Origin of the sequence: Ruegeria spongiae (assembly GCF_023502395.1) — a bacterium.
Lineage (GTDB): Bacteria > Pseudomonadota > Alphaproteobacteria > Rhodobacterales > Rhodobacteraceae > Ruegeria_C > Ruegeria_C spongiae.
In genome coordinates this window covers 22,384-31,124 of sequence record NZ_JAMFMB010000037.1, presented here as the reverse complement: position 1 = coordinate 31,124, position 8,741 = coordinate 22,384, and the positions used below count along the sequence as shown (strand labels likewise).

General features: G+C 61.5%; 7 protein-coding genes. 6 read left to right on the top strand and 1 reads right to left on the bottom strand.

Going from position 1 to position 8,741, the window contains the following annotated elements; genetic code table 11:
• The 3 genes from M3P21_RS19900 to M3P21_RS19890 all read left to right on the top strand — a co-directional run.
• On the top strand, positions 1-803 hold an 803-nt coding region (locus tag M3P21_RS19900; protein ID WP_249712945.1), incomplete at its 5' end, for a DUF3604 domain-containing protein.
• Positions 804-959: 156 nt separating this feature from the next.
• A complete protein-coding gene (locus tag M3P21_RS19895) occupies positions 960-1,790 on the top strand; it encodes a peptidylprolyl isomerase (RefSeq protein ID WP_249712943.1) in 831 nt (276 codons plus the stop codon).
• Positions 1,787-2,794, top strand: a complete 1,008-nt coding sequence (locus M3P21_RS19890) for a HupE/UreJ family protein (RefSeq protein ID WP_249712941.1) — start codon at positions 1,787-1,789, stop codon at positions 2,792-2,794. The genes M3P21_RS19895 and M3P21_RS19890 overlap by 4 nt, the downstream gene beginning before the upstream one ends.
• Positions 2,795-3,044: 250 nt before the next feature.
• On the opposite strand, the gene M3P21_RS19885 is transcribed toward M3P21_RS19890, so the two are convergent.
• Positions 3,045-5,339: a Tex family protein gene (locus tag M3P21_RS19885; protein ID WP_249712939.1), complete on the bottom strand. Its 2,295-nt coding sequence runs from the start codon at positions 5,337-5,339 to the stop codon at positions 3,045-3,047.
• A 167-nt stretch (positions 5,340-5,506) separates the two neighbouring features.
• On the opposite strand from M3P21_RS19885, the gene M3P21_RS19880 reads away from it, so the two are divergent.
• From M3P21_RS19880 to M3P21_RS19870, 3 genes are read left to right on the top strand one after another with little or no spacing between them, the layout of a single operon-like run.
• Positions 5,507-6,979, top strand: coding sequence for a DUF4153 domain-containing protein (locus M3P21_RS19880; RefSeq protein ID WP_249712937.1), 1,473 nt, complete (start codon positions 5,507-5,509; stop codon positions 6,977-6,979).
• Entirely contained in the window at positions 6,957-7,634 is a 678-nt protein-coding gene (locus M3P21_RS19875; RefSeq protein WP_249712935.1) for a response regulator transcription factor, read from the top strand. Before M3P21_RS19880 ends, M3P21_RS19875 begins: the two co-directional genes overlap by 23 nt.
• On the top strand, positions 7,622-8,587 hold the full coding sequence (locus M3P21_RS19870; RefSeq protein WP_249712932.1) for a sensor histidine kinase: 966 nt from the start codon (positions 7,622-7,624) through the stop codon (positions 8,585-8,587). Before M3P21_RS19875 ends, M3P21_RS19870 begins: the two co-directional genes overlap by 13 nt.
• Positions 8,588-8,741: the final 154 nt, after the last annotated feature.

Below are 8,741 nucleotides of genomic sequence, written 5' to 3'. Positions count from 1 at the left end.
GCGGCGCCACGGATAGCCATACTTCCCTCGCAACCGCCGAGGAGGAAAACTTTTTCGGCAAGTCCGTCAGCGCCGAACCCTCTGCAACCCGGGTGCAGCACCCCTTCGTTGAAAGTGACCTGGGCGCGTTCGAAGGGCACACGCTGGTTGCCTCGGGATATACTGCGGTTTGGGCCTCCGAAAACACGCGAACGGCCATCTTCGACGCGTTCAAACGTCGGGAAACCTACGCCACCACAGGCCCGCGGATCGGGCTGCGTTTCTTTGGTGGCTGGGACTTTGTCGAAGAGGATTTGCTGACCCGTCTCGTGGCTGACGTCGGGTATACGAAAGGTGTGCCTATGGGCGGCGATCTGCGCCCGCGTGAAGGTGACGGAGCGCCCACCTTCCTGATTGGCGCCCTGCGGGACCCGATCGGGGCGAACCTTGACCGGGTGCAGGTTGTAAAGGGTTGGCTGGACGCGGAAAGGGTGCTTCAGGAGAAGGTCTTTAATGTCGTCTGGTCGGATGATCGGGCGCTCGGAGCGGACGGCACGCTTCCCGCTGTCGGGAACACGGTTGACCTGGAAACTGCCGGTTGGAGCAACACCATCGGTGCGTCTGAATTGGTTGCGGTCTGGTCCGACCCGGAATTCGACCCTGCGGAGCGAGCATTTTATTACGCAAGAGTTCTCGAAATCCCGTCACCGCGCTGGGTGCTCTATGACAAGGTCCGGTTCGGGGTCGATCTGCCGGAAGAGGCACAATTGACCCATCAGGAGCGCGCCTATTCATCGCCAATCTGGTATACGCCCAGCGAGTGATTGATCCGTTGGCGACCTCAGGTGTCACCGGGCGGGTCTTGCCGCCTGGTTACTTCTGCTCCGGTATCAGGGAACAAATCGGATATTTCCGCCGATCTCTTGAGGTGTTTGCTCCCTCACTCTTACGCTCTGTCTTGAACTCAGTCGGGACCGCTCATGCGCATTGTCAAAGAACCCCTGCTTCACTTTCTGCTGGTTGGAATAGCCATTTTTGTTTGGTTCGCCCGGGTCGAGCCTGAAAACTCAACGGTGGCTCCAGATGAAGTGATAATTGTGGACGAAGGTGATGTAGGCCTGTTGAGAACCCGGTTTCAGACAAGTTGGAACCGCCCGCCGAACCAGACGGAATTGCAGGCTTTGATAGACGCGCTGGTCCGGGAAGAGGTGTTAGTTCGCGAGGCGCGTAAGCTTGGGTTGAACCGGGGCGATCAGGTCATTCGCGCGCGGCTCGCGCAAAAGATGGACTTTCTGACCGATGCAATCGCTTCGTCCGTTGTTCCGGAGGATGACGTTCTTGCCGCCTATCTGCAAGATAACCCCCAACAGTTCATGTCTGCGCCTCAGTTCGCATTTGAACAGGTCTTTCTGGGCGATGCACCAAACTCTGACGACGTCCAAAACGCACTTTCTGCACTGAACTCCGGTATCGACCGATCAATGGTTGGAACGCCGTCGTTGCTTCCCGCGACGATGTCCCTGTCCGCAGGTCGCACTGTCGACGCCGCTTTTGGTCGCGGTTTCTCGGGGGCCATCGCCCCATTGCAGCCGGGGATCTGGTCAGGTCCGATCCCTTCGGGGTACGGGCAGCATCTTGTTCGGATCACCGAAACGCAGCCATCGCAACTGCCGCCGCTGGATGCCATCCGCGAAAGCGTCGCGCAACAGTGGCGCCGCAAAGTCGGCGTGGAACTGGCACAGGTGCAATACGAGAAACTGGCCGGGCAATACCAGATCACCATGCCCGACCTGGGGGCGATGGCCCAATGAGATCGGCCCGGTATTTCTTGCTGCCCGTGTGGCTGGCCTTTGCAGCAAATGCCGGGCATGCCCATGCTCTGGATCCGGGCTATCTCGACATAAGGCAATTGACGACCGAAAGCTGGCAGGTGATCTGGCGCATGCCGGACGTGAACGGCCGACCCATGGAGATCGACGCCGTATTGCCCGAGCACTGCTCACCTGCACGCGGCCCGGATCCGACATCCGACGAGGCTGCCTGGTTGTCCGTCTGGGTTGCGGAATGCAAGTTGGATCTTGCCGGTCACCCGATCACTGTCACAGGGCTCGAAGCGCAGAGAAATGACGTCCTGCTGCGTCTGCAGCCTCTTGATGGAGAGCCAACGACCTTACGTTTCACACCTCAGACACCGGTCCTGACTGTCCCCAAGGCACCGACGATCTGGTCGGTCTTCGCCAGTTATTTTCGTCTAGGATTCGAACATATTCTGGAAGGCTGGGATCATCTTCTTTTCGTTTTTGCGCTGTTCGTTCTGGTGCGCGACCCCTGGCGTCTTGTCGGCGCGATCACCGCGTTCACGGTGGCGCACTCGATCACATTGGCTTTGGCGACATTTGGGGTCTTGCGCGTTCCCGGGCAACCGGTCGAAGCGGTGATTGCACTCTCGATCGTTTTTCTGGCACTGGAAATACTCAAACAGAAGGACGGGCAGGTGAGGCTGTCCGAACAATTCCCGTGGATCGTCTGCTTTTGTTTCGGTCTGTTGCATGGGCTCGGATTTGCGGGGGCGTTGTCGGAAATCGGGCTGCCACCCACGGAAATTCCGGCTGCACTAATCGCCTTCAATATCGGTGTTGAAGCTGGGCAACTCACATTCATCGCAGCGCTCTTTGCTTTTGTCTTGCTTGGGCGAAGTTCCACGCACCTCATGACGCCGACTGTCAAATCAATTGCAAAATCAGCAACGGGGTACAGCATTGGATGCCTGGCGACCTACTGGCTTGTGGAACGAGTAAGTAGTTTCGGACTATAACCTGGGCATCTTTCGCTCATTGGAAGATCAGCAGACGTCGACCAGCGCGGTTGTCATCTTGGTATTACACAAGACGCTGGGCTATGTACCGATGATTGGTGGGTGCTTGCTTCCAATCAACCGAACGGATCGCACCATCAACAATGCCCAGTGAACTCCCAATGCGAATCTGGCAACAGAACCGGTGGAGGGGATCAGTTGCAACGCTTGCGCTCTTTTTCGACCGCGTCGCTTTACCGTCAGTTTTTCATCACGATTTACGCATTGCATCGCGCAGGGCTGCGCCCAGTGCGCCTTGCTGATCAGTCTGCGCCTTGCGCTTGAGCTGACCATGCTTGCGCAGTGTCTGCCCTTGCGGTTTGCGGTCCTCTGATGCCGCAGGTTTGCCGCCACCATCCTTGCGCATGCTCAGGCCGATCCGCTTGCGGGGCACATCGACTTCGACCACCCGCACCCGGACGACCTGACCGGCCTTGACCACCTCATGCGGGTCCTTAACGAACCGGTCCGCCAATTGGCTGACATGCACCAGCCCGTCCTGATGCACACCAACATCCACGAAGGCCCCAAAAGCCGCCACATTGGTCACGGTGCCCTCTAACATCATGCCGGGTTTGAGATCGGTGATCTGCTCGACCCCGTCGGTGAAACTGGCGGTGACGAAGCTGGGGCGCGGGTCGCGGCCCGGTTTCTCCAGCTCGCTCAGGATATCGCGCACGGTGGGCAGACCAAAGCTGTCATCGACGAAATCCTCGGCGCGCAGGCCTCGCAGCGCGGTGTCGTCGCCCATGATCTGGCGCAGATCGCGGCCACAGGCCTGCACGATGCGCCGCGCCACGCCATAAGCCTCGGGGTGGACCGAGGACGCGTCCAGCGGTTCCATGCCGTTACGGATGCGCAGAAAACCCGCGCATTGTTCAAAGGCGCGGGGGCCAAGCCGCGCGACCTTCAGCAGGTCTTTGCGGGACGTGAAGGCCCCATGTACGTCGCGATGTGCCACAACCGCCTCGGCCAGACCGGGGCCAAGCCCCGAGACATGGGTCAGCAGCGGTGCGGATGCCATGTTCAGATCGACACCCACCGCGTTCACCACATCCTCGATCACTGCCTCCAGCGCGCGGCCCAGACGGGTTTGGTCAACATCATGCTGGTATTGTCCGACGCCGATGGATTTCGGTTCGATCTTCACCAGTTCGGCCAGCGGGTCCTGTAGACGACGCGCAATCGAGACCGCTCCACGCAAGCTGACATCGAGATCGGGAAACTCGCGCGCCGCCAGTTCCGAGGCGGAATAGACCGAGGCCCCGGCCTCGGACACCACAACCTTGGTGGGCTTCTTCACATCATGGGGCAGCAGTTTGAGCGTACCGCCCACCAGCTTTTCGGTCTCGCGGCTGGCGGTACCGTTGCCGATGGCAATCAACTCGATGCCTTGGGTCGTGATCAGTTTCAAAAGCGCCGCTTGCGCGCCGCGCAGGTCGTTCTTGGGTTGAAACGGGTAAAGCGTGTCGGTCGCAACCAGCTTACCGGTCGCATCCACCACTGCCGCCTTGACACCGGTGCGGATGCCCGGATCAAGCCCAAGCGTCGCTTTGGCCCCGGCCGGTGCGGCAAAGAGCAGATCCTTCAGGTTGCGGGCAAAAACCGCAATCGCCGCGTCCTGCGCGCGGGCGCGCAGATCGCCCATCAACTCGACCATCATCGACAGGCTGAGTTTCACGCGCCAGGTCCACCCGGCGATCTTGCGCAGCCAGAGATCGCCCGGCCCGTTGCCCTTGGTGTGCAGATGCGCGGCCACGATCGCCTCTGCCCGTGAAGCACCGGTTTCAGGCTCGGGTCCGATATCCAGTGTCACGACACCTTCCTTCGAGGCGCGCAGCATCGCCAACGCCCGATGCGAGGGCGCGGTGGCCCATTTTTCAGAATGGTCGAAATAGTCGCGGAATTTGGCGCCAGTCTGGTCCTGCCCCTCGACCAGTTTCGAGGTGATCAGCGCCTCGCGGTGCAGGAACCGGCGCAGATCGCCCAGCAGATCGGCGTTCTCGGCCAGCCCCTCGGCCAGAATGTCGCGCGCGCCGTTCAGTGCGTCCTTGGTGGTGGGCACGGCTTCGGTCAGATATCCGGCGGCCAGTGCTTCGGGTTCGGCCGTGCGGTCAGCAAGGATCGCTTGTGCCAGCGGTTCCAGCCCGTTTTCGCGCGCGATCATTGCCTTGGTGCGGCGTTTGGGTTTGTAGGGCAGATAGATGTCTTCCAGCTGCGCCTTGGTCTCGGCCCCGGCGATGGATTTGGCCAGATCATCGGTCAGCTTGCCCTGATCGCGGATCGAGCCAAGGATCGTATCGCGCCGTGCATTCAGCTCACGCAGGTAGGACAGCTGTTCGGCCAGAACCCGCAGCTGCGTGTCGTCCAGCCCGCCGGTGGCTTCCTTGCGGTAGCGCGCAACGAAGGGCACGGTGGCGCCTTCATCCAGCAGTTTGACGGCGGCCTGTACCTGTTCGGGGCGGGCGTTGATTTCCGAGGCGATGATATGGTTGGACCGATCCAAGACTGTCTCCTTCAGCGAGGGGCGGGGGCCTTCTTAGACGTGGTTGAAAGTGAGGCCAAGGGGCCGACCGGGTCTTCTGCACATAATCTGCACAAGCGCTGCGACGGGTCTGCACACGGTTTGAGGCATGGCTGTGCTGAGCAGAACAAGAAACCGGAGATCGAAGAATGAGACAGTTGATATTGCGCGGCGTGCCCGCCGTGCTGATGCAGGATATGTGGTGGTTCGATGGCGATGGCCGCGACGAGCGCGCGCGCAGGGACGGGCGGTCAGGGGGCGGGGTGCCGCGTGCCATGCTGATCCTGCTTGTCCTTGTCGGCTGTGCGGACTTTCTGTTCATGGATCACGCGCCCGGTCTCTCGCTGGCGGTATTTGCCTTGCTGGTTGCGATGGCGGTTTGGGCTTTGCTCGGGCGCAGGCAGGGGCTGGCGGGACCTGCTTTGTTGTTGGGGTTGAGCGTGCTGCCGGTCATCGAACATGTTCAGGCCCTGTCGGTTGCGTTTCTTCTGGGCGGATCGTCGGTGGCGCTGTGCTGGGCGGCTCTCGGGTCGTGGCAGGGACTGGGTGGTGCACTGCGTCGCTTTGTCGGGCTGATCCCGGTGCTGGGGGTCTGGCAGGTCGGCTGCGGATTGCGCCATATGCGGGGTCAGGCGAGGCATGGTTGGATGGTTCGGCTCTGGCGGGGCTGGGCCTTTCCGGTGGCTGGGCTGCTGATCTTCGGGGCGCTGATCCTGTCGGCAAATCCGGTGCTGTCCGAAGCCGTGGGCCGCGTGTTTCGGATAGGTATTCGGGTTGAAAGGCTGGCCTTCTGGCTGGGCATGGCGCTGCTCCTTTGGCCGGTGCTGGCTGTAGCGCTGGATGCCGATCTGCTGCGGTCGCGCACCAGAACCCGTGTGCCGCTGAGCTGGGCGTTTGGGATCAACGCCCAATCAGTGGCCAATGCTCTGGTCACGTTCAATCTGGTGATGTTGGTCCAGACAGGGCTTGACGCAGCCTATCTATGGGCGGGCGCGGCGCTGCCCGATGGCATGAGCTATGCGACCTATGCCCATCGAGGGGCCTATCCGCTGGTTCTGACCGCGCTGCTGGCAGGGGCCTTTGCCCTTGCCGCGCGCCCCTATCTGGCAGAGCGTCCGGGGCTGAAGCGGCTGGTTTATCTGTGGTTGGCGCAGAACGTGCTGCTGGTGGTTTCGTCCCTGTTGCGATTGTCGCATTATGTCGAGGCTTATGGGCTGACCTATTTGCGCGTCCATGCGGTGATCTGGATGGGGTTGGTGGCGGCGGGGCTGTGCCTGACCGGCTGGCAGATTTTCGCGCGGCGGAGCAATCTTTGGCTGATGACCCGCTGCGCCGGTTTGGGGTTGGTTGCCCTCTATACCTGCTGCTTCGTGAACTTTGCGGCTTTGATCGCTGAAAACAACCTGCGGCATTTCGGGCTGCGCGACCCGTACTACCTCTGCCATCTTGGGCCGATGGCGGCGCAGCCGCTGATGGCATCGAAGTGGGAGTTGCCATGTAATGTCGAAACTCCGGCCATCACTAACTGGCGCGAATGGGGCTTTCGCGCAGATCGGGTGATCCGTAGTCTGCCGCAGAACCCGGAACCGGAGGTCGGGCATGAAAATACTCGTGGTCGATGATGATCCGCGCCTGCGCGAGCTGGTGGCGATCACATTGCAGCGGGCAGAGTTTCAGGTGATCACCGCGCGGGATGGCCAGATGGCGCTGACCCATGCCACCCGCGAGGCGCCGGATCTGATCGTTCTGGATGTTGGCCTGCCAGAACTTGACGGGCTGGAGGTCTGCCGCCGGATACGCGCAAGATCTCAGGTGCCGATCCTGTTCCTGACCGCCCGCGATGACGAGATCGACCGGGTGCTGGGGTTCGAACTAGGCGGTGACGATTATGTCACCAAACCGTTCAGCCCGCGCGAGCTTGTCGCCCGTATCAACGCGATCCTGAAGCGGGCCGGACGCAGATTCGATGCTGAACTGCTACGCCATGGTCCGATTGAACTGGATCTGGCCGGGCATACCTGCCGCTGGTTGGGTGCGCCGCTGGAGCTGACCGCAACCGAAATGACGATTCTGCATCGCCTGATGGAGGACCCCGGAAAGGTTCTGTCGCGACGGGAATTACTGAGCGCGGTCTATGGCGCGGGGGCGCAGAACTCTGACCGGACATTGGACAGCCATGTGCGCAATCTGCGCCGGAAGCTGGCGGAAAAGGGCGGCGAAGCGGCGATTGAAACCGTGCACGGGGTGGGTCTGCGGATGACGCAATGGCCCGGATAAGGCGCAAATGGCGGCCCGGTCTGGCGCTGGTGCTGGGCGGAGGGCTGGCGGGAACGCTGCTGCTGTCGCTGCTGGGGCTGGTGCTGTTGCGCTACCTTGGGCCTGAGATCGGGTTTCGCAAGGCTGCGGTGCTGCTCGCGCTGGCCATCGGGTTGGCCACAGGTGTTCTGGGTTATCTGCAATATCGCCTGCTGCTGCGTCCGATCACCGCGCTGGCCGATCACGCCTCGGCGGTTCAGCGTGGAGAGACCGGGGCGTCGCCTTCGCGGCTCGGCACGCGCGAGGCCACCCGGCTGGGCGAAGCGGTTTTGGGTATGGCCGAGACACTGCAGCGGCGCGAGGCCTCGGTCCGCGGTTTTGCAGAACACGTAACCCATGAGCTGAAGACACCGGTGACCGCGATCCGAGCCGCAGGAGAGCTGCTGTCGGACAGTCCAAAACTCGCCGCAGATGACAAGGCGCTGGCCCTGCAGATACTCGGTGCAACCGAGCAGATGCAATCGCATCTGAAGGCGTTGCGCCGTGTAACCGCAGCACGTGCGCCCGAACATCACGGCAGGGCCCGCCTCGGTGAACTGTCTGATGGATTACAGACGGTTTTCCCCGACCTGCGGTTCGAAATTGAAGGCGCCGACCAGTCTTTGCCGCTCGCTGCATCGGGGCTGCAGATCGTGCTGCATCATCTGCTCGACAATGCGAAGCGACATGGCGCAAGCCGTGTGACCTTGCGCGCCGTACCCGGGCATCTGACAGTTCACGATGATGGCCCGGGTATTTCCGAAGGCAACCGGGACCGCATATTCGCCCCCTTCTTCACCACCGCAAGGGAGCAGGGTGGCACCGGCATGGGCCTGACCATCGTGGCCAATCTGCTGGGGGCACACGGGGCGGCAATCGAGCTTATGCCGTCGAAAAGGGGCGCAAGGTTCGAAATCCATTTCCCCACCGTCTGAAGCCGGGATTTGCCCGAGTTTTGTGGCTATCGCGTCAAAATGCACACCTCGGGTCGATTGCGCAGAGCGCCCGAGTGATTTATGGGAGGCCTGTCACATCAGAGTCGCCCGGACCGGTCCTGCGGGACCGCTTCGCATTCTGCTGCAAGCGCGC